Below are 20293 nucleotides of genomic sequence, written 5' to 3'. Positions count from 1 at the left end.
CACGAGCTGTATCAGAAACACGGTCTGGGCGCGCGCGACGATGCCATGGGGATGCAGTACCTTATCCCCGGCTGGACGTTCGACAACAAACGTCCGTGCATGGTGCGTTAATGGAATTGCCGGCCCATGCCCGGGCTGGCATTTTCCAGAAGCTTCCGGGTATATGCTTGCGGCAGTGAATATGCGTAAGGATGGCTTATGAAAATAGTTATCGCACCTGACTCTTATAAAGAAAGTTTGAGTGCTCTGGATGTGGCGACCGCGATTGAAAGCGGGTTTCGCGAAATTTTCCCGACGGCGGAATATGTAAAATTGCCCGTTGCGGATGGCGGAGAAGGGACGGTTGAAGCCATGGTTGCCGCGACCTGCGGGCGCATCGTTTCGGTGGCTGTCAAAGGCCCGCTTGGCGAGCCAGTCGACGGGTTTTATGGTTTGTCAGGCGACGAAAAATGCGCGTTTATCGAGATGGCGGCGGCCAGCGGTCTTGAATTGGTTCCCGCAGCGCAGCGTGACCCGCTGGTCACCACTTCGTGGGGAACCGGTGAGCTGATCCGTCACGCGCTGGACGCGGGCGTAAAGCATATCATCATCGGCATTGGCGGTAGCGCCACGAACGACGGCGGAGCGGGGATGGTGCAGGCGCTGGGTGCCAAATTGCTGGATAACGAAGACCAGCAGATTGGACCAGGCGGTGCGTCACTGGAAACGCTCGCCAGGATCGATATTTGTGAACTGGACAAACGTCTTGCGGAGTGCCGTATTGAGGTCGCCTGCGATGTGACGAACCCGTTGACGGGGAAAGACGGTGCTTCGGCGATCTTTGGCCCGCAAAAAGGCGCGACGCCGAAAATGATCGCCCGACTGGATCAGGCGCTGGGGCATTATGCGAAGATCATTGCCCGCGATCTGGATCAGGATGTGCTGAACCTTGCAGGCGGTGGCGCGGCAGGGGGGATGGGCGCAGCGCTGTATGCCTTCTGTGGCGCGGAATTGCGTCAGGGCATTGAAATCGTAACCGATGCGTTAGCACTGGATAAACACGTTGCCGATGCCGACCTGGTGATTACCGGCGAAGGTCGTATCGACAGCCAGACAGTGCATGGCAAAGTGCCGGTCGGCGTTGCGAAAGTCGCGAAACGCTATAACGTGCCGGTCATTGGCATCGCGGGCAGTTTGACGGCGGATGTGGGTGTTGTGCACGATCATGGTATCGATGCGGTTTTCAGCGTGATTTATAAAATTTGTACGCTGGAAGATGCGCTGGCGAATGCAGGTGAAAATGTGCGTATGACCGCGCGTAACGTGGCAGCGGTACTGAAAGTCGGGCAGGGCAAATAATATTACCCTCTCTTGCGGGAGAGGGTATCTGCATTATCCCATCATTTTACGGGCGTCGCGGGTGACGTTGTCCATTTCATCAAGCAGTTCCAGAAACTCCGGTTCCAGTTCCTCAGCAGGCATACCGCTGCGTAACTGATGCTCAATAAGCTGGCAGAGTTTTTTCAGTCGCGGTACGCCGCTGTAACCACAGCTTCCGTGCAGCTTGTGAATCAGGTCCAGTAACCCTTCCGGTGCCTCGCCAACCAGTTGTTCTTCCACTTTGTTGCGAATTTCCGGCAGGAATGCCACCAGCATTTGCAGCATTTCACGCGCCAGATCCGGCTTTCCCGCCGCCTGACGAAGCGCCAGTTGCCAGTCGAGAGTGACATCTTCCGTCTCCCCGGGTTCGGCAGGTTCCGGCGCGGCGACAACATTGCTGGCCAGAGCGCCGGGCTTGTAGCGCAGCAGCAGATTGTAAAGCTTGTCTTCCTCAATCGGTTTTGCCAGATAGTCGTTCATGCCCGCGCTGAGCAGCTTCTCTTTCTGTCCCGCCATAGCATGGGCGGTCACCGCAATCACCGGCGTTTGCTGTTGATGCGGAAGCTGGTGAATCAACTCACAGGCGCGGATACCATCCATGCCGGGCATCTGAATATCCATCAGAATGAGATCGAACTGCATCTGCCTGGCCTTTTCCACCGCCTGAGGTCCGCTGTCACACAACTCGACCCGTTGCACCTGGTCTTCCAGCAGCGCGCCGATCAATTTCAGGTTGGCAGGGTTGTCATCTACCGCCATCACCGTCATCGGTAACTTGCTCATATCCACCGAGTCCATTTGACGGGTAGAGCAGCAATACTCTGTCAGTGCGGGCAGCAGGCGCGTTGAGGTTAACGGTTTAAGCAGACAAGCCGCCGCGCCATCCTGTTTAAGCGCTTCGGCATTAATCTGGGCGTGGCAGGGCAACGCCAGCAGCAGATGATCGGTCATTGCCGCGGCGGCCGCGAGTTTCTCATGCTGCATGGTCAGCGGCTCATGGAACGTGACCGGAACAGAGAATAGCAGGATGTCATAGTGATCCGGCGGCAGACCTGAGAAGGACGGACTGTAAACCACTTCGAGCGGCGTGGCGCTCAGCACATCCAGCGTACTTTGCGCTGCGGCGGCGTTAGGTTCGATATAAGCAAGGCGTTTGCCGGCCAGACAGCCGGTAACAGGACCTTCGGAAATCGCGTTCGGGTTCAGATCCAGGTTGATATGGAACCAGAAGGTGGACCCGCGATTTGGCTGGCTGTGGAAGGAGATGTCGCCTCCCATTTCGTTGACCAGCCGTTGGGTGATAACCAGCCCCAGCCCGGTACCGCCGTGGCGACGTGAAATACTGGCATCGGCCTGACGGAATGCCTGGAACAGGCGTGACTGATCGCGTTCCGGAATACCAATCCCGGTATCACGGATTTGCACCTCAATTTGCACTTTATTGTTACTTATCGAGCGCCGTTCAACGTGGATATCGATATTGCCGTTTTCGGTGAATTTGATGGCGTTGCCTACCAGGTTGGTGATGACCTGCTGCAGGCGCAATGGGTCGCCAATAACGTTATCCGGCACATCATTTTTGATGTTGAGCGTCAGTTCCAGCCCTTTATCGTGGGCGGAGTGCGCCAACAACGTCACGACATCATCCAGCGTACTACGTAGCGGGAACGGGATACTCTCAAGGATCAGTTTCCCGGCCTCAAGTTTCGAAAAGTCGAGCACATCGTTGATGATAGCCAGCAGATTGTTGGCCGAACGTTCGATGGTCAGCATATGGTCGCGCTGGGTGGGATTCAGCTCTGATTTGAGCGTCAGGCGGGTGAAACCGATAACCCCGTTGAGCGGCGTGCGCAGCTCGTGCGACATATTGGCCAGAAACTCTGATTTAATACGTGCCGCTTCCTGGGCACGCTTTTTCGCCAGATCCAGCTCAACGTTCTGGATCTCCATCTGCTCCAGGGTTTCGCGCAGGTCCGAAGTGGACTGATCAATATTGTGCTGCATCTCTTCATGGTAGGCCGCCAGCGACATGGCCATCGAGTTAATGCCGTTCTTAAGCATGTCCAGTTCGCCGAGCATAAACCCCTCAACCCGGCTGTCCAGTTGGCCGCGGCGGATACGGTCAACCGTGTTAACCATATTACGAATCGGTCCGGTGACATCGCGCATAAGCCGCCAGCCGAAAATGAGCGCAATACCAATACAGAACAAAATCATCAGGCTTGAGATGAAAATTTCTTTGTACTGCTGGAGACGAACGGATTTGAGATCCAGCTCCAGCGCCACATACCCCAGCATATTACCCGCAGGCTTCGCATCGGATAGGGCAGACTCATCCGGCGAGTAGCCCTCCGAGATGATCGGGGTGCGCAGGATCATCAGATCTCCTCTGCGCGTTACGCTCAATCGCCGGGGGAGTGCCGAACCGTCTGCGAGGCGTAACTCACCCGGATCGAGCTGGAAATTTGAGGTGACGAACAGATGGTTCTGCTCATCATAGATGGAAATACCGCGCACGATTTCGGAATGGCGACGGTGCAATACGCTAATAAGTTGCCCAATGGCCTCGCGATCCTGCAACGTCATGCTGTATTCGCTGGAGACGGCAAGCGGTTCAATGATACTGGCACCTGCGTCTTCCAGTTGACGCTGTAAGTCGTTATAGCGGTGAACGACGAAGAAGATACTCAACAGCACGCCGATCAATACGGTCGGGGCGAGGATCAGGATCATCATGCGCGCACGCAGGCTGTAGTTGGTCATGGGGTTCCGTTATGGGAGAATGTGGCCATTATTTGTAATTGAGAAAATTCTCGGCAATGGCGCAATTCTACTCTGCAAAACGACGCGTGACGACGCGTCAGATCATAACTGTAACAGTAAACGACCTCGATCCCTTTGGGCAGGGGGTTGCGCGATATAATGGTAAGACCTTGTTTGTAAAAGATTTGTTGCCGCAAGAAACAGCGGAAATTACCCTGATTGAAGACAAGCGACAGTATGCGCGCGGGGAAGTAAAACGCCGTCTGAACGACAGTCCTGAACGCGTTGCGCCAGTATGTCCCCATTTTGGCGTCTGCGGAGGCTGCCAGCAGCAGCACGCGAGCGTGGCCCTGCAACAACGCAGCAAAAGCGCCGCGCTTGCCCGCCTGATGAAGCAGGATGTCGAAGAGGTTATCGACGCGTCGCCCTGGGCTTACCGGCGCCGGGCGCGTCTGAGTCTGAACTGGCAACCCAAAACCCAGCGTCTGGAGATGGGTTTTCGTAAGGCAAATGCCAGCGACATCATTAACGTCTCTCGCTGCCCGGTCCTGGTGCCCCGTCTTGAGGCACTCCTTGCGCCATTGCACACGTGTCTGGCGAGCTTAAAAGCGGTGCGTCATTTGGGGCATGTTGAACTGGTGCTGGCAGATAATGGCCCACTGATGGTTTTGCGCCATACCGCGCCGCTGAGCGCTGCTGACCGGGAAAAACTGGAACGCTTTTCGCATTCCGAGGGACTGGCGCTTTTTCTGGCGCCCGAAAGCGAGATACTTGAACATGTTACGGGAGAATCTCCCTGGTATAACTCTGACGGGCTACGCTTAACGTTCAGTCCACGGGATTTTATTCAGGTCAATGACGGCGTAAATCAGCAAATGGTTGCCCGCGCGCTGGAATGGCTGGATGTGCAGCCGGATGAGCGTGTACTGGATCTTTTTTGTGGAATGGGCAATTTTACCTTGCCGCTGGCAAAAAGGGCGGCGAGCGTGGTAGGTGTTGAAGGCGTTGCCGAACTGGTGGAGAAAGGGCGTGAAAATGCCCGACAAAATGGTTTGCAGAACGTGACTTTTTTTCACGAAAATCTGGAAGAAGATGTCACAAAGCAGCCGTGGGCGCGCCAGGGTTTTGATAAAATACTTCTTGATCCCGCGCGGGCGGGCGCCGCTGGCGTAATGCAGCACGTTGTAAAATTAGCGCCGGGCAAAGTAGTCTATGTTTCCTGTAATCCAGCGACACTCGCGCGTGATAGCGAAGCGTTGGTCAATGCGGGTTACCAGATTAAGCGGCTGGCGATGCTGGATATGTTCCCGCACACTGGGCATCTGGAATCCATGGTGTTATTCGAGCACAAGTGATTAATTTCGGCTTGTCGAGTTCGGCAGGCTCCGTCCCTTAAAGGAGAGGACAATGGTTGCGGTAAGAAGTGCGCATTTAAACAAAGCGGGTGAATTCGATCCTAAGAAGTGGATCGCCAGTCTGGGTATCTCCAGCCAGCCGTCGTGTGAACGCTTAGCCGAAACCTGGGAATATTGTCTGCGACAAACACAGGGACATCCTCACGCCGATCTGCTGCTATGGCGCGGCGTTGAGATGGTGGAAATCCTCTCCATGCTGAGTATGGATCTTGATACGCTGCGGGCGGCGTTGCTGTTCCCGCTGGCAGATGCCGATGTTGTCAGCGAAGACACCCTGCGTGAAAGCGTCGGCAAATCGATCGTCGAGCTTATCCATGGCGTGCGGGATATGGCGGCTATTCGGCAGTTGAAAGCCACCCATACCGATTCCGTCTCCTCTGAGCAGGTGGATAACGTTCGGCGCATGCTGCTGGCGATGGTGGACGATTTTCGCTGTGTCGTTATCAAAATTGCTGAACGTATTGCCCATCTGCGTGAAGTGAAAGAGGCGCCGGAAGATGAACGCGTCCTGGCGGCGAAAGAGTGTACGAACATCTACGCGCCGCTGGCGAACCGCTTAGGGATCGGCCAGCTCAAATGGGAGCTGGAAGATTACTGCTTCCGCTATCTGCATCCGGCAGAATACAAACGTATCGCCAAATTGCTGCATGAACGCCGTATTGACCGTGAACACTATATCGAAGAGTTTGTTGGGCATCTGCGTTCTGAAATGAAAGAAGAGGGCGTAAAGGCCGAGGTTTATGGCCGTCCTAAGCATATCTATAGCATCTGGCGCAAAATGCAGAAGAAGCACCTTGCCTTCGATGAACTGTTTGATGTTCGAGCGGTGCGCATCGTTGCTGAACGGCTACAGGATTGCTATGCCGCACTCGGTATCGTCCATACCCATTATCGCCACCTGCCGGATGAGTTCGATGATTATGTCGCGAACCCGAAACCGAACGGCTACCAGTCTATCCACACGGTAGTATTAGGGCCGGGAGGTAAAACCGTTGAAATCCAGATTCGTACCCGGCAGATGCACGAAGACGCCGAACTGGGCGTGGCGGCGCACTGGAAGTACAAAGAGGGCGCAACGGCGGGGACCAACAGCGGCGGTCGCGGTTATGAAGACCGCATCGCGTGGCTGCGTAAACTGATTGCCTGGCAGGAAGAGATGGCCGATTCGGGCGAAATGCTTGATGAGGTTCGCAGCCAGGTGTTCGACGATCGGGTCTATGTCTTTACGCCGAAGGGCGACGTAGTGGACTTGCCTGCGGGTTCTACGCCGCTCGACTTCGCTTACCATATCCACAGCGATGTCGGGCACCGTTGCATAGGGGCGAAGATCAGCGGTCGTATCGTTCCGTTCACCTACCAGTTGCAGATGGGTGACCAGATTGAAATCATCACCCAGAAGCAGCCGAACCCAAGCCGTGACTGGCTCAACCCGAACCTTGGGTACGTTACCACCAGCCGTGGCCGTTCCAAAATCCACGCCTGGTTCCGTAAGCAGGATCGGGATAAAAACGTCCTGGCAGGGCGTCAGATCCTTGACGACGAGCTGGCCCATCTCGGTATCAGCCTGAAAGAGGCGGAAAAACAGCTGCTGCCGCGTTACAATTTTAATGATCTGGAAGAGCTGCTGGCGGCAATTGGCGGTGGCGATATTCGTCTCAACCAGATGGTCAACTTCCTGCAATCCCAGTTTAACAAGCCGAGTGCGGAAGAGCAGGATGCCGCGGCACTGAAACAATTGCAGCAGAAGACCTACGCGCCGCAAAACCGCAGTAAAGATAATGGCCGTGTAGTGGTGGAAGGGGTCGGCAACCTGATGCATCACATTGCGCGTTGCTGCCAGCCCATCCCGGGCGATGACATTGTCGGTTTTATCACCCAGGGCCGTGGGATTTCTATTCACCGGGCAGACTGCGATCAACTGGAAGAGCTGCGCACCCACGCGCCTGAGCGTATCGTCGATGCGGTGTGGGGCGAAAGTTACTCTGCCGGTTACTCGCTGGTGGTGCGCGTGACGGCCAACGATCGCAGCGGATTGTTGCGCGATATCACCACCATTCTTGCCAACGAGAAAGTTAACGTTCTTGGGGTGGCCAGCCGTAGCGATACCAAAGAGCAACTGGCTACTATTGATATGAATATTGAAATCTATAACCTGCAGGTGCTGGGCCGTGTGCTTGGCAAACTGAACCAGGTACCGGATGTGATCGACGCGCGTCGATTGCACGGCGGCTGAACAGAGGATTAACGCCATCGAACTCGTTTCGGTGGCGTTTCTGTTGTGACGAGCATATTTCTGAAATTTGATCTGATAACTTAATTTAACGCGTTTCCGCGATAAACTCACTCCTGTATTAACGTTTAAAAATTATGTTAGTTGGCTTTAATTAAACGCACTGGAGAGTTTATGTTTTACGGTTCTAAAAAGGAATTTGAACAACAAAAAAATGCATTTCTGGATGCTGCGCATTATTTATGGATGACAGACCCTTTTTATTTTAAGCAGTCAGGTTTTTTTAGCCGAATTGATAGTGTGGTCAGGCAGGTCGACACTGAAATAGGAATGAACTGTCTTTCATGGGCAGGTGGCGAGGAAATATTAAAATACAAAACGGCAGTTTTGAGCTACCAGAAGTCTGTTATCTTAAATAATAAAATTTATTCGAAGTGGATGGCGGAGCAAGAATGCAAAAATAAACGATCCGCAGAGCTATACAAATTATACAATAAAATAATCGGCTTTCTGGCAGGTATAGGGCAGGTGGCTACGGGAGTGGGGATTTGTGTATCTACGGCCAGTAGTGGAATGATACCCGGTGCTTCAATGATAATGCAGGGTCTGAATAATACTTATGAAAATGGATATTACCTTGTAGTCTATGAGGAAGTCTCAGGACCACTCAGGGACGCATACCATTATGCGGCGAACAAGACCGGTTATGATGAAAAGAAGGCGGATATTGCCTACGGCACGATAGATCTTGCTCTTTCCGGATATGGATTGTTCAGAAAGATCCCCACACCACGAGAGAAATCATGGAACCTTTTTGGCATTACAATAAAACAAACAGATTATGTTCGTAGTGTGAGAGAAATGACTCAACCTGTCTTCATGCTTGAGATCATCAGTGATGAATTTACTGTTTTATCATTGATGCCTGCTTTTAATGAAAGCGACTTGAGGCACTAAAGATGGAGCAGGATGTTATCTTTTTATCGAAGTCATGGCTTCCGGTTGTTTTTTATTATTTTGCTGGAATGGTTTCTTTTATTGGGTGCTATCATCTGCATAGGTGTGCTTGTGTTTATTCAAATGCGCTATGTCGTTTTTTATTCATTGTTGTAATAAATTTTTTCGGTGCAATTCATATCATTACTGGGTTCTACGATGTAGTGGGTTATCACAGCTATGGTATCAACATATTGAAAATGTACCGTATAGCTGATTACGATACGATTAGGTTCGGTGCCGTTCTGTTCGCTGTCCTGAATGCACTATTGGTTCGGCGAATATAATAGGGAGGTGGAAGCAGTGCGTTAACACGTTATCATGAGTGAAAGTTGAAATGAAAAGAGGCTGTATGACTATCACAATCAACAAAACCCCAATCGACCGCCTGCTGGGCATCATGCAACGTCTGCGCGACCCGGAAAAGGGCTGTCCGTGGGATAAAGAACAGACCTTTGCCACCATCGCACCTTATACGCTGGAAGAGACTTACGAAGTGCTGGATGCTATTTCCCGCGAAGATTTCGATGATTTACGCGGCGAATTGGGCGATTTATTGTTCCAGGTGGTGTTTTACGCACAAATGGCCCAGGAACAAAAGCTGTTCAATTTCGACGATATCTGTGCCGCTATCAGCGACAAGCTGGAGCGCCGCCATCCGCATATTTTCGGTGACGCGCATGCGGAAAACAGCAGTGAAGTGCTGGCCCGTTGGGAACAGATTAAAAGCGCTGAACGTGCCGAAAAATCGCAGCATTCCGCGCTGGATGACATTCCGCATAGTCTCCCGGCCTTAATGCGCGCCCATAAAATCCAGAAACGATGCTCAACTGTAGGCTTTGACTGGACCTCGTTGGGGCCAGTGCTGGACAAAGTCTACGAAGAAATTGACGAAGTGATGGATGAGGCGAAACAGGCTGTTGTGGACGAGGCGAAACTGGAAGAAGAGATGGGCGATTTGCTGTTCGCAACGGTCAATCTTTCGCGTCATTTAGGCGTAAAAGCGGAAGTCGCGTTGCAAAAAGCGAATCTGAAATTCGAGCGTCGTTTCCGCGAAGTTGAGCGGATCGTTGCCGCCCGTGGCCTGGAAATGAGCGGAATCGACCTGGAAGCGATGGAAGAGGTCTGGCAACAGGTAAAACGCCAGGAAACTGATATCTAAAGATATTGTGCTTTCAAGTGCGATTTGTATGATTTTTTAAATAACAAGCGCTTGATTTACGTCAAAATCATTTTGCTGAAAGTGGCTATTTTCTCACTCCTTATTACAGGTGAGGTTAGGGATAAGGGGTGAGAATGAAAGTTTGTGAGGCACGCCCTGTTCAGGTATACTACTTTCCCGTCCTGGTTATTCCATCGTTTCACCCTAACTTCTCAGGTTCAGCATGACAACGAACTATATTTTTGTGACCGGCGGGGTCGTATCCTCTCTGGGTAAAGGCATTGCCGCAGCCTCCCTCGCAGCCATTCTTGAAGCCCGTGGCCTCAATGTGACCATGATGAAACTGGATCCGTATATCAACGTCGATCCGGGTACCATGAGCCCAATCCAACACGGGGAAGTGTTCGTTACTGAAGACGGCGCCGAAACCGATCTGGACCTGGGTCACTATGAGCGTTTCATCCGCACCAAGATGACCCGTCGTAATAACTTCACGACTGGCCGTATCTATTCCGAAGTGCTGCGCAAAGAGCGCCGTGGCGACTACCTGGGCGCGACCGTTCAGGTTATTCCGCACATCACCAATGCTATCAAAGAGCGCATCATTGAAGGCGGCGAAGGCCATGATGTCGTGCTGGTGGAAATCGGCGGTACCGTAGGCGATATCGAATCGCTGCCGTTCCTCGAAGCGATTCGCCAGATGGCCGTTGAAGTGGGCCGCGAACGTACGCTGTATATGCACCTGACGCTGGTGCCGTACATGGCCGCTTCGGGTGAAGTGAAAACTAAACCGACGCAGCACTCCGTAAAAGAGCTGCTTTCTATCGGTATTCAGCCTGATATCCTGATTTGCCGTTCCGATCGTGCCGTGCCGGCAAACGAGCGTGCAAAGATTGCTTTGTTCTGTAATGTTCCGGAAAAGGCTGTTATCTCCCTTAAAGATGTCGATTCCATTTATAAAATTCCGGGCCTGTTGAAATCGCAGGGGCTGGACGATTATATTTGTAAACGATTCAGCTTGAACTGCCCGGAAGCAAATCTGGCCGAATGGGAACAGGTCATTTACCAGCAGGCGAACCCGGTAGATGAAGTCACCATCGGTATGGTCGGCAAGTACATTGAACTGCCGGATGCCTATAAGTCAGTTATCGAAGCGCTGAAACACGGTGGCCTGAAAAATCGTGTAACCGTCAACATCAAACTGATCGATTCGCAAGATGTTGAAACACGTGGTGTCGAAATTCTGAAAGGTCTGGATGCTATTCTGATCCCTGGCGGTTTCGGCTATCGCGGCGTGGAAGGCAAGATCGCCACTGCACGCTACGCGCGTGAAAACAATATTCCTTATCTGGGCATTTGCCTGGGGATGCAGGTTGCGCTGATCGAGTATGCTCGCAACGTCGCTGGAATGCAGGGCGCCAACTCGACGGAATTTGTGCCAGACTGTAAGTACCCGGTTGTGGCGCTCATTACCGAATGGCGTGATGAAGAAGGCAAGATTGAAGTACGTTCGGAAAAGAGCGATCTCGGTGGCACCATGCGCCTCGGCGCACAGCAGTGCCAGCTTGGCGACGACAGCCTGGTCCGTCAACTGTATGGTGAGCCGACCATTGTCGAACGCCATCGCCATCGCTACGAAGTTAACAATCTGCTGTTGAAACAAATTGAAGCTGCGGGTCTGCGTGTTGCAGGCCGTTCCGGCGATGATCAGTTGGTCGAGATCATCGAGGTGCCAAATCATCCGTGGTTTGTCGCTTGTCAGTTCCACCCGGAATTTACTTCTACGCCGCGTGATGGGCACCCGCTGTTTGCAGGCTTTGTGAAAGCCGCCAGCGAGTATCAGAAGCGCCAGGCGAAGTAAGAGTTAGAACGGCAGTGCACCCAAATGGGTGCATTGTTTGTCTGGAGTTTTAGTTTAACTTGTACTGAGGAAATCCTAATGTCCAAAATCGTTAAAGTCATCGGTCGTGAAATCATCGACTCCCGTGGTAACCCGACTGTTGAAGCCGAAGTACACCTGGAAGGTGGTTTCGTTGGTCTGGCAGCTGCTCCGTCAGGTGCTTCTACGGGTTCCCGCGAAGCGCTGGAACTGCGTGATGGCGACAAATCCCGTTTCATGGGTAAAGGCGTACTGAAAGCGGTTGGCGCGGTTAACGGCCCGATCGCTCAGGCAATCCTGGGCAAAGATGCCAAAGATCAGGCTGGCATTGACAAGATCATGATCGACCTGGACGGTACTGAAAACAAATCTAACTTCGGTGCTAACGCAATCCTGGCTGTTTCTCTGGCGACCGCTAAAGCTGCTGCTGCTTCTAAAGGCCTGCCGCTGTATGCACATATCGCTGAACTGAACGGCACCCCGGGCAAATACTCCATGCCGGTTCCGATGATGAACATCATCAACGGTGGTGAGCACGCTGACAACAACGTCGACATTCAGGAATTCATGATTCAGCCGGTTGGCGCGAAATCCCTGAAAGAAGCAGTACGTATGGGTTCAGAAGTGTTCCACAACCTGGCTAAAGTTCTGAAATCCAAAGGTATGAACACTGCTGTTGGTGACGAAGGCGGCTATGCGCCGAACCTGGGTTCCAACGCTGAAGCACTGGCTGTTATCGCAGAAGCGGTTAAAGCTGCGGGTTACGAGCTGGGCAAAGACATCACTCTGGCGATGGACTGCGCGGCTTCTGAATTCTACAAAGACGGTAAATACGTTCTGGCTGGCGAAGGCAACAAAGCGTTCACCTCCGAAGAATTCACTCACTTCCTGGAAGACCTGACCAAACAGTACCCGATCGTGTCCATCGAAGATGGTCTGGACGAGTCTGACTGGGCTGGCTTTGCTTACCAGACCAAAGTTCTGGGCGACAAAATCCAGCTGGTTGGTGACGACCTGTTCGTAACTAACACCAAGATCCTGAAAGAAGGCATCGAAAAAGGCATCGTTAACTCCATCCTGATCAAATTCAACCAGATCGGTTCTCTGACCGAAACTCTGGCTGCGATCAAAATGGCGAAAGACGCTGGCTACACCGCTGTCATCTCTCACCGTTCTGGCGAAACTGAAGATGCGACCATCGCTGACCTGGCTGTTGGTACCGCTGCTGGCCAGATCAAAACCGGTTCTATGAGCCGTTCTGACCGCGTTGCTAAATACAACCAGCTGATTCGTATCGAAGAAGCACTGGGTGAACAAGCACCGTACAACGGTCGTAAAGAGATCAAAGGTCAGGCATAAGCCTGTCTTTCTCTGAAATGAAAATGCCAGCCTTTGGGCTGGCATTTTTTTTACCTGTGATAACGTTATTTAAAATCGACGGCCATTTGCTGCGGAATGGAAAGCCCGCGGGTGGTCTGTACGCACTGGGCGATATAATCGGTAAAACGCGGCGGCTTCGGCATACCCAATTCGATGAGTTTGTCATTGCTAAAGCGGACGTTCAGCATGGCGAATGCGCCGTATAGACGCATGGCTTTGAGCATCAGACGCTCGTTGCAGGGCCCAAAAATATTTTTCAGTTCACGACGCATCTTCACCAGCGTTTCATAGCTGACCTGCGTATAGACATCTTTAACCGGCACGGTTTCCAGTGCGCAAGCCATCGCGGCATCAATATCAGCAAACTTCACGCTGTTCTCTTCGCCTGCGGAGATATGGATAACTTCCCCTGCCGGGATGTCGCTTTTCAGCATCATGATTAGCGCATCGGCACAATAGTCCACCGGGACCACGTCAATGCGGTCTTCCAATGAACACATGAATTTTTGCAGCATCAGCGCCATGCTGAATACCCAGAAGATACTGCTGGAGGGCTGGCAGCCGTAATGCGTATGACCCACTACAATAGACGGGCGTGCAATAACCAGCGGCAGGTTCGGATAAGTTTTGCGCATCAGGTGTTCAATGGTGGATTTGGAGTGGGTGTACTCCACCAGATGCTCGGCGTTTTCCTTGAATTCCTGGCTTTCAAAGACCAGTGAATCGGCTTCCGGCGCACACGACATAGCCGTACCGACATGCAGGAAACGCTGCAGCCCCTGCACTTTTGCCATCCGTCCGGCAAAGGCCAGCGTGCCTTCAACGTTGACTTTCCAGATGAGCGGGTTGTTACCAAAAGAGGCGACTGCGGCGCAGTTCAGCACGTGGGTGACGCTGTCCAGACGCGGGTCGTCAAGAAATTGCTCCGGCGTACCCAGATCACCGATGATGATATGTTCGCAGGTCAGACGGGAGAGAATGGATTCGCTGATGTTGAATTTGCGCATGTTCTCTTTTACGCGCTCAACGCCAGCCTGGCTATCCGTTGCCCTGACTAAAAGTAAATAGTTGATTTGACTATCATCATTAAGTATTTTCTCAAACACTGCACCACCGAGGAATCCGGTGACGCCGGTGATCAGTAGAGTTTTCATGATCGCATGCTCATTGTTGTTAATTCGCGGATTGTATTCAGCGAAAATTAAACAATGCTTAAATAAGAGAGGCGGGAATAAATCGATTTCTTAAGGTAATTTTAAGCTTTAAATGCGGAACAAGATTAATTGGACAGGTAAACATAAAAATAAATTCACTAAAAATAAAAATATTTATAACTATTTGAAATTATTGATATTTAATTCTTTGCTTTAAGTTTTTATTTTGATGTTTTTCTTATGTTCATGAGCGTTAGTGAAATAATTTATTACAAATAAATTGATGCTAAGCCTGCTATGCATTATCCATTTTTTTGCTTTATTTCGGTGACATTCTCGCAACATTTACTCGTACCGTAACTCGCCCTGAAGAGCGAAATCTGTAATAATTAATGTTTATTCCCAGGCAGAGTTGATTATGCAGTACCCGATTAATGAGATGTTCCAGACCTTGCAAGGCGAGGGCTATTTTACCGGCGTTCCTGCCATTTTTATTCGTTTACAGGGATGCCCGGTTGGTTGCGCCTGGTGCGACACCAAACACACCTGGGATAAGCTTGAAGATCGGGAAGTCTCCCTCTACAGCATTCTGGCCAAGACCAAAGAGAGCGATAAATGGGGGGCGGCGAGCAGTGAAGATCTGCTGGCGATTATTGAGCGTCAGGGATGGACTGCGCGCCATGTGGTGATCACCGGCGGCGAACCCTGTATCCATGATTTGATTCCGTTGACCCATCTTCTGGAAAAACAGGGGTTCAGTTGTCAGATTGAGACCAGCGGCACTCATGAAGTGCGTACGTCTCATGCGACATGGGTGACCGTGTCGCCGAAGGTAAATATGCGCGGGGGCTATGACATCCTCCAGCAGGCGCTGGAACGGGCTGATGAAATCAAACACCCGGTTGGGCGTACGCGTGATATTGAGGCGCTTGATGAGTTGCTGACGCAACTGACGGATGACAAACACCGCGTTATTGCGCTCCAGCCTATCAGCCAGAAAGACGATGCCACCCGCCTGTGTATCGAAACCTGTATCGCCCGCAACTGGCGGTTGTCGATGCAGACGCACAAATATCTGAACATTGCCTGATTCGTTTTCTGCGGGGGTTTTTGACCAGCAGAATGCGCATTGCCTGAGCGCCCGGCCCACGTGCCGGGCGTTTTTGTTTTTCCGCCGGAAGGGCGGGGAAGTGAGGTGTGAAACAACGCTATCCGGTGAAATCGGTTTTTACCTTGGGTGTGTTTTTATTCTTAATAATAATCAATATGTTAGTTTTTCTTGTCACACCGAAAAAATCGGTAGAATTTGAGATGCAATAAATAATTCTATAATTCAATGGATTATATTTAGAGTGTTCCCCGCGCGAGCGGGGATAAACCGTATTCATGTTCGAAATTTTCACCATTCCACATGTGTTCCCCGCGCGAGCGGGGATAAACCGCAATGGACTACGCTTTGCTTTCGGGCTTGTGCCGTTTGTGTTCCCCGCGCGAGCGGGGATAAACCGTTTTTTGGTCGCATGAATTTGCTCTATGAGCGGTGTTCCCCACGCTAGTGGGGATAAATAACCATAACGGAAGGGAAATAAGCTTACGCAGGCGCTAACGGCACAGAAGCGGAAAATTACTCGCCGCGGTAGATACACCCTGCAGTACAGGTCTCTTTAATCATCACTGCGCTCAGCAGGGGCACGACAGGTTTAACCTGATCCCAGATCCATTTTGCCAGCACTTCGCTGGTCGGGTTTTCAAGGCCCGGAATATCGTTAAGATAGTAGTGATCCAGACGATCGTAAGTCGGCTTGAATGCCGCCTTGAGCTCAGCGAAATCCATGATCCAGCCCGTATGCGGATCCACCTCGCCGGTGATCTCCAGACGCACCATAAATGAGTGGCCATGAAGGCGACCGCATTTATGCCCGGCTGGCACATGCGGCAAACGGTGAGCGGCTTCGAACATGAAATCTTTAAATAACGTGGTGGACATACTGAACTCTCTGACTGGCTGAAAAAACCGCGGCATGGTAGCCGAAATGACCTTTTTTATCATTAACTAAAATCGGCAAAAGTGATTAATCGCTACGCTTTACCGGGGTTATTATATTTTTACCTTTAAAATCAATCAATTAATTAATCTATTTTACTGTTATAAACTATGAGTAAAACAGGTTAGTTCTTTTGGTTATTTATTATTTCCAACCTTTCTTTAATTGTTATTATCCCCGCCGTTAACCTTACTTTCTCTTCTGTTTTTAGTGCGCTGACAGGGCGTGAAAACAGCTTTGCTTTACTCTACATAATTCGTGTTGCAGGAAGGCGGCAAGCGAGCGAGTCCCGATGAGCTTACACCGGTAAGTGATTCGGGCGAACGAGAACAGCCAACGCATCTGCAGCATGAAGTATGACGAGTATTACTGGAACATAACGACGCATGACGACTCAGGTCCCACCTTCCGCTTTGCTTCCGCTGAACCCGGAGCAACTGGCACGCCTTCAGGCGGCCACAACCGATTTAACACCCACCCAGCTTGCCTGGGTTTCCGGCTATTTTTGGGGCGTGCTGAACCAGCAACCCGGTGCGGCAGTTGCAACGGCAACACCTGCCGCGACCGAAGCCCCGACCATTACGCTTCTCTCCGCTTCGCAAACCGGCAATGCGCGTCGTGTTGCGGAAGCACTGCGTGACGATCTGCTGGCGGCAAAACTTAACGTCAAACTGGTGAGCGCGGGCGACTATAAATTCAAACAAATCGCTAACGAAAAACTGCTGATCGTTGTTGCTTCTACGCAAGGGGAAGGGGAGCCGCCGGAAGAGGCCGTTGCGTTACATAAGTTCCTGTTCTCGAAAAAAGCGCCGAAGCTTGATGGCACTGCCTTCGCCGTACTGGGGCTTGGTGACACGTCCTATGAGTTTTTCTGCCAGGCAGGCAAAGATTTCGATAGCAAACTGGCTGAACTGGGCGCCGAGCGCCTGCTCGATCGCGTCGACGCAGACGTTGAGTTCCAGGCCGCCGCCGCTGAATGGCGCGCGCGCGTGGTTGAGGTGCTGAAAGCACGAGTCCCGAAAGAGACGCCGGCCCAGGCCGCAGTGACGGCAACCGGTGCGGTGAATGAGGTTTTCTCCAGCCCTTATACGAAAGAAGAACCGCTGACCGCGACGCTCTCAGTGAATCAAAAAATCACGGGCCGCGATTCAGAAAAAGACGTGCGTCATATTGAAATCGATCTGGGCGATTCCGGCCTGCGCTATCAGCCGGGCGATGCGCTGGGCGTGTGGTATCAGAACGATCCTGCGCTGGTAAAAGAACTGATTGAGTTACTGTGGCTCAAAGGCGATGAACCCGTCAGCGTAGACGGCAAAACCCTGCCGCTGTCCGAAGCGCTGCAATGGCATTTCGAGCTGACGGTCAATACCGGCAATATCGTAGAAAACTACGCCACCCTCACCCGCAGTGAATCACTGCTGCCGCTGGTGGGCGATAAAGCCAAATTGCAGCATTACGCCGCGACCACGCCGATTGTGGATATGGTGCGTTTCTCTCCGGCACAGCTGGATGCCGGAGCGCTGACCGGCCTGCTGCGTCCGCTGACACCGCGCCTCTACTCCATCGCCTCTTCACAGGCCGAAGTGGAAACCGAAGTGCATGTCACTGTCGGTGTGGTGCGCTATGACATTGAAGGCCGCGCGCGCGCGGGTGGGGCATCGAGCTTCCTCGCCGATCGCGTGGAGGAAGAGGGTGAAGTGCGTGTGTTCATCGAACATAACGATAACTTCCGTCTGCCAGCCAACCCGGAAACACCGGTCATTATGATTGGTCCGGGTACCGGTATTGCGCCGTTCCGCGCCTTCATGCAGCAGCGTGCGGCAGAAGGGGCGGAAGGTAAGAACTGGCTATTCTTCGGCAATCCGCACTTTACGGAAGATTTCCTCTACCAGGTCGAGTGGCAGCGCTATGTCAAAGAGGGTGTGCTGAACCGTATCGATCTGGCCTGGTCTCGTGACCAAAAAGAAAAAATATACGTACAAGACAAACTGCGTCAGCAAGGCGCGGAACTGTGGCGCTGGATTAATGACGGTGCGCACATTTATGTCTGTGGCGACGCGAATCGCATGGCGAAGGACGTTGAGCAGGCTTTACTGGACGTGATTGCCGAGTTTGGCGCGATGGACGCCGAAGCGGCGGACGAATATTTAAGTGAGCTGCGCGTAGAGCGCCGTTATCAGCGAGATGTCTACTAATGAGTGAAAAACATCCAGGCCCACTGGTGGTCGAAGGAAAACTGACAGACGCCGAGCGCATGAAGCTGGAAAGCAACTATCTGCGCGGAACCATTGCGGAAGATTTGAATGACGGTCTGACCGGCGGCTTTAAAGGCGACAACTTCCTGCTGATCCGTTTCCACGGCATGTACCAGCAGGATGATCGTGATATTCGCGCTGAGCGTGCGGCACAGAAGCTGGAGCCACGCCACGCGATGCTGCTGCGCTGCCGCCTGCCGGGAGGTGTTATCACCACTAAACAGTGGCAGGCGATTGATAAATTTGCCGCTGAGAACACTATCTATGGCAGTATCCGCCTGACCAACCGTCAGACGTTCCAGTTCCACGGCATTCTGAAAAAGAACGTGAAACCGGTACACCAGATGCTGCACTCCGTTGGTCTGGACGCACTGGCGACCGCTAACGACATGAACCGTAACGTGTTGTGTACCTCCAACCCGTACGAGTCAGAACTACACGCCGAAGCCTACGAATGGGCGAAGAAGATTTCTGAACACCTGCTGCCGCGCACTCGCGCTTACGCAGAGATCTGGCTCGATCAGGAAAAAGTGGCGACCACTGACGAAGAGCCGATCCTCGGTCAGACCTATCTGCCGCGTAAGTTCAAAACGACGGTCGTTATCCCGCCGCAGAACGATATCGATCTGCACGCCAACGACATGAACTTTGTCGCGGTCGCGGAAAACGGCAAGCTGGTGGGCTTTAACCTGCTGGTGGGCGGTGGTCTGTCTATCGAGCACGGTAATAAGAAAACCTATGCCCGTACGGCGAGCGAGTTTGGCTATCTGCCGGTTGAGCATACGCTGGCCGTTGCCGAAGCGGTGGTCACAACCCAGCGCGACTGGGGTAACCGTACCGACCGTAAAAACGCGAAGACCAAATATACGCTGGAACGTGTGGGCGTTGAGACTTTCAAAGCGGAAGTTGAGCGTCGCGCAGGTATCAAGTTTGAACCGATCCGTCCGTATGAATTTACCGGGCGCGGCGATCGCATAGGCTGGGTGAAAGGGATCGACAATAAATGGCATCTGACGCTGTTTATCGAAAATGGTCGAATCCTCGATTATCCGGGGCGTCCGTTGAAAACGGGCCTGCTGGAGATCGCGAAGATCCATAAAGGCGAGTTCCGTATTACCGCCAATCAGAACCTGATCATCGCCGGCGTGCCGGATAGTCAGAAAGCGAAAATCGAAAAAATCGCGCGTCAGAGCGGCCTGATGGATGCCGTGACGCCGCAGCGTGAAAACTCGATGGCCTGTGTATCATTCCCGACCTGCCCGCTGGCGATGGCCGAAGCAGAGCGCTTCCTGCCGTCGTTTATCGATAAAGTGGAAGAGGTGATGGCGAAGCATGGATTGAGCGATGAGCATATTGTGACGCGCGTGACGGGCTGCCCGAACGGCTGTGGCCGCGCGATGCTGGCAGAAGTGGGCCTGGTGGGTAAAGCACCTGGCCGCTACAACCTGCATCTGGGCGGTAACCGCATCGGGACACGTATTCCACGGATGTTCAAAGAGAACATTACCGAGCCAGAAATCATCGCTTCGCTGGATGAACTGGTAGGGCGCTGGGCGAAAGAGCGCGAAGCGGGTGAAGGTTTCGGTGATTTCACCATCCGCGCCGGCATTATCCGTCCGGTGCTCGACCCGGCGCGCGATCTCTGGGATTAAGCT

At 52.4% G+C, this 20293-nt stretch carries 14 protein-coding genes; 11 read left to right on the top strand and 3 right to left on the bottom strand.

What is annotated here, in order from left to right:
- Together L2097_RS25640 and L2097_RS25635 are read left to right on the top strand one after the other, a co-directional pair.
- The coding region (locus L2097_RS25640) for a hypothetical protein (protein WP_250353941.1) at positions 1-111 on the top strand (111 nt) is incomplete at its 5' end.
- An 87-nt stretch (positions 112-198) separates the two neighbouring features.
- Entirely contained in the window at positions 199-1338 is a 1140-nt protein-coding gene (locus L2097_RS25635; RefSeq protein WP_250353939.1) for a glycerate kinase, read from the top strand.
- 33 nt (positions 1339-1371) lie between these two features.
- On the opposite strand, the gene barA is transcribed toward L2097_RS25635, so the two are convergent.
- Positions 1372-4122, bottom strand: coding sequence for a two-component sensor histidine kinase BarA (barA, locus tag L2097_RS25630; RefSeq protein WP_250353938.1), 2751 nt, complete (start codon positions 4120-4122; stop codon positions 1372-1374).
- 56 nt (positions 4123-4178) lie between these two features.
- Here barA and rlmD point away from each other — a divergent pair, with 56 nt between their 5' ends.
- The 6 genes from rlmD (at position 4179) to eno (ending at position 13163) form a co-directional block, all read left to right on the top strand.
- Positions 4179-5477: a 23S rRNA (uracil(1939)-C(5))-methyltransferase RlmD gene (gene rlmD / locus L2097_RS25625; RefSeq protein WP_250353937.1), complete on the top strand. Its 1299-nt coding sequence runs from the start codon at positions 4179-4181 to the stop codon at positions 5475-5477.
- Between the two features lie 52 nt (positions 5478-5529).
- Positions 5530-7770: a GTP diphosphokinase gene (gene relA, locus L2097_RS25620; RefSeq protein ID WP_085006998.1), complete on the top strand. Its 2241-nt coding sequence runs from the start codon at positions 5530-5532 to the stop codon at positions 7768-7770.
- Positions 7771-7941: 171 nt separating this feature from the next.
- A complete protein-coding gene (locus tag L2097_RS25615; protein ID WP_250353936.1) occupies positions 7942-8724 on the top strand; it encodes a DUF4225 domain-containing protein in 783 nt (260 codons plus the stop codon).
- A gap of 391 nt (positions 8725-9115) precedes the next feature.
- Entirely contained in the window at positions 9116-9925 is an 810-nt protein-coding gene (gene mazG, locus L2097_RS25610) for a nucleoside triphosphate pyrophosphohydrolase (protein WP_250353935.1), read from the top strand.
- 223 nt (positions 9926-10148) lie between these two features.
- Positions 10149-11786, top strand: a complete 1638-nt coding sequence (gene pyrG, locus L2097_RS25605) for a glutamine hydrolyzing CTP synthase (protein WP_250353934.1) — start codon at positions 10149-10151, stop codon at positions 11784-11786.
- 78 nt (positions 11787-11864) lie between these two features.
- On the top strand, positions 11865-13163 hold the full coding sequence (eno, locus tag L2097_RS25600) for a phosphopyruvate hydratase (protein ID WP_039077700.1): 1299 nt from the start codon (positions 11865-11867) through the stop codon (positions 13161-13163).
- 65 nt (positions 13164-13228) lie between these two features.
- Here eno and L2097_RS25595 read toward each other — a convergent pair whose 3' ends face one another.
- Positions 13229-14338: an SDR family oxidoreductase gene (locus L2097_RS25595; protein WP_047369067.1), complete on the bottom strand. Its 1110-nt coding sequence runs from the start codon at positions 14336-14338 to the stop codon at positions 13229-13231.
- A 418-nt stretch (positions 14339-14756) separates the two neighbouring features.
- On the opposite strand from L2097_RS25595, the gene queE reads away from it, so the two are divergent.
- Positions 14757-15428: a 7-carboxy-7-deazaguanine synthase QueE gene (queE, locus tag L2097_RS25590; protein ID WP_039077698.1), complete on the top strand. Its 672-nt coding sequence runs from the start codon at positions 14757-14759 to the stop codon at positions 15426-15428.
- A gap of 534 nt (positions 15429-15962) precedes the next feature.
- Here the strand turns inward: queE and queD are convergent.
- Entirely contained in the window at positions 15963-16325 is a 363-nt protein-coding gene (gene queD, locus L2097_RS25585; protein ID WP_085007002.1) for a 6-carboxytetrahydropterin synthase QueD, read from the bottom strand.
- A 444-nt stretch (positions 16326-16769) separates the two neighbouring features.
- Here queD and cysJ point away from each other — a divergent pair, with 444 nt between their 5' ends.
- The gene (cysJ, locus tag L2097_RS25580; protein ID WP_250353933.1) at positions 16770-18578 is read left to right on the top strand and encodes an NADPH-dependent assimilatory sulfite reductase flavoprotein subunit; all 1809 of its coding nucleotides are present in this window, start codon (positions 16770-16772) and stop codon (positions 18576-18578) included.
- Positions 18578-20290 carry an assimilatory sulfite reductase (NADPH) hemoprotein subunit gene (gene cysI / locus L2097_RS25575; protein WP_039077695.1) on the top strand — a complete coding sequence of 571 codons (1713 nt, stop codon included), beginning with the start codon at positions 18578-18580 and terminating at the stop codon, positions 20288-20290. Before cysJ ends, cysI begins: the two co-directional genes overlap by 1 nt.
- Positions 20291-20293: the final 3 nt, after the last annotated feature.

It is taken from the genome of Citrobacter sp. MNAZ 1397, assembly GCF_023613995.1.
GTDB lineage: Bacteria > Pseudomonadota > Gammaproteobacteria > Enterobacterales > Enterobacteriaceae > Phytobacter > Phytobacter ursingii.
The sequence above is the reverse complement of the archived record's forward strand: the minus strand, read 5'-3'. Positions and strand labels throughout refer to the sequence as shown.

Excerpts from the sequence above, each read along its gene's own strand:
- L2097_RS25615 (WP_250353936.1), top strand. The coding sequence starts at position 7,942 with ATGTTTTACGGTTCTAAAAAGGAATTTGAACAACAAAAAAATGCATTT.
- queE (WP_039077698.1), top strand. The coding sequence starts at position 14,757 with ATGCAGTACCCGATTAATGAGATGTTCCAGACCTTGCAAGGCGAGGGC.
- barA (WP_250353938.1), bottom strand. The coding sequence starts at position 4,122 with ATGACCAACTACAGCCTGCGTGCGCGCATGATGATCCTGATCCTCGCC.
- rlmD (WP_250353937.1), top strand. The coding sequence starts at position 4,179 with ATGGCGCAATTCTACTCTGCAAAACGACGCGTGACGACGCGTCAGATC.
- queD (WP_085007002.1), bottom strand. The coding sequence starts at position 16,325 with ATGTCCACCACGTTATTTAAAGATTTCATGTTCGAAGCCGCTCACCGT.
- L2097_RS25595 (WP_047369067.1), bottom strand. The coding sequence starts at position 14,338 with ATGAAAACTCTACTGATCACCGGCGTCACCGGATTCCTCGGTGGTGCA.
- cysJ (WP_250353933.1), top strand. The coding sequence starts at position 16,770 with ATGACGACTCAGGTCCCACCTTCCGCTTTGCTTCCGCTGAACCCGGAG.
- relA (WP_085006998.1), top strand. The coding sequence starts at position 5,530 with ATGGTTGCGGTAAGAAGTGCGCATTTAAACAAAGCGGGTGAATTCGAT.
- mazG (WP_250353935.1), top strand. The coding sequence starts at position 9,116 with ATGACTATCACAATCAACAAAACCCCAATCGACCGCCTGCTGGGCATC.
- L2097_RS25635 (WP_250353939.1), top strand. The coding sequence starts at position 199 with ATGAAAATAGTTATCGCACCTGACTCTTATAAAGAAAGTTTGAGTGCT.
- eno (WP_039077700.1), top strand. The coding sequence starts at position 11,865 with ATGTCCAAAATCGTTAAAGTCATCGGTCGTGAAATCATCGACTCCCGT.
- pyrG (WP_250353934.1), top strand. The coding sequence starts at position 10,149 with ATGACAACGAACTATATTTTTGTGACCGGCGGGGTCGTATCCTCTCTG.
- cysI (WP_039077695.1), top strand. The coding sequence starts at position 18,578 with ATGAGTGAAAAACATCCAGGCCCACTGGTGGTCGAAGGAAAACTGACA.